This window comes from Devosia riboflavina (assembly GCF_000743575.1).
Taxonomy (GTDB): Bacteria; Pseudomonadota; Alphaproteobacteria; order Rhizobiales; family Devosiaceae; genus Devosia; species Devosia riboflavina.
In genome coordinates this window covers 1-1,178 of sequence record NZ_JQGC01000094.1, presented here as the reverse complement: position 1 = coordinate 1,178, position 1,178 = coordinate 1, and the positions used below count along the sequence as shown (strand labels likewise).

The 1,178-nt window shown below is 61.9% G+C and carries 1 protein-coding gene and 1 pseudogene; both read left to right on the top strand.

Annotation, left to right across the window (positions count from 1 at the left end):
* The first annotated feature begins 96 nt into the window (after window positions 1-96).
* Entirely contained in the window at window positions 97-651 is a 555-nt protein-coding gene (locus JP75_RS24855; protein WP_035027807.1) for a PadR family transcriptional regulator, read from the top strand.
* Window positions 652-668: 17 nt separating this feature from the next.
* Window positions 669-1,178: pseudogene (locus tag JP75_RS24850) on the top strand (biotin/lipoyl-binding protein); the annotation flags it as partial.

Sequence of the window (1,178 nt, the reverse complement as noted above, 5' to 3'; positions counted from 1 at the left end):
GCCTTCCGACTCTCAGCAAGCTTGCCATATACTCGTTCGGCATATATACGGCCGCCATATACTTGGCGAGCATAGTGTTCGCCGGAGACCAGCCACATGAATGTCAGAACGGTCTGCCTTTCGATCCTCTATGAGGGCGAAGCGACGGGATACGAGATTCGCCGGATGACGGTGGAGGGCGAGTGCGCCTATTTCGTGGAAGCGAGCTTCGGCTCGATTTACCCTGCGCTCGCCAAGATGGAAGCCGAAGGCCTGGTCACCAGCCGTGTCGAGCCGCAGGACGGCAAGCCGGCCAAGAAAATCTACGCCATCACGGAAGCCGGCCGGCGCGCCTTCGTCGCGTCGCTGTTCGAGCCGCTTGGCGAAGATGTCTACCGTTCGCCCTTTCTCCTCTTCGCGCGCTACGCGCATCTGCTGCCTGCCAGCCTGGTCGAGACCCGGCTCAACGAGCAGCTGAACAAGATGGGTGAAGACAAGAAAAAGCTGGAGGACGTCCTCCAGTCTCACCAGCCGCTCAGCGCCGCAGACGCCTGGGTGGTTCGTTACGGATTATCGGTGATGGAGGTTGCGCAGCAGCATATGGCTTCCCATATGCGCGAGCTAATCGCGATGGCGCGCCCTGACACCGAGGCCGCAGAAGCGGCAGAATAGCGGGGGTTTTTTAGATTATGCGTGCATTTTTTTCTTACGGCGTAGCCTTCCTGATCATATTGGCGGCAGGCGCATGGCTCTCGACCGGGACGCTCATTCAGGGCGGCCAGGGTCCGGGCAATGGCGAACGCCATATCGTTGAACTCGTTGATGGCGGCAAGGAAGGCCCGGTCAAGACTGCGCTCGAAACTTCGGGCGTACTCTCCGAACCCGAGCACCATACCGACGTCGACCCTGCTCTGACCATTGCCCAGCGGCAGGAAAAGACCCAGGGTGAAACCGCGCCGGCCCGCTCGGTGCGCATCCAGACCTTCACCGCCAAGGACATGCCGATCGAAGTTCCGCTTCGCGGGCAGACCAAGGCCAAGGCCACCGTGACCGCTGCTGCCGAAACCACCGGCATCGTGGCCTCTGTTGTCGTGTCCAAGGGCCAGGCGGTCAAGACCGGCGATCTTCTCTGCACTCTCGACCAGGGCACCCGCCAGGCGGCCGTGGCGCAGGCAGAGGCCTCCTTCGCGCAGGCGCAG

Bases quoted from the DNA above. Each gene is read 5' to 3' on its own strand.
- JP75_RS24855 (WP_035027807.1), top strand. From the start codon at position 97: ATGAATGTCAGAACGGTCTGCCTTTCGATCCTCTATGAGGGCGAAGCG.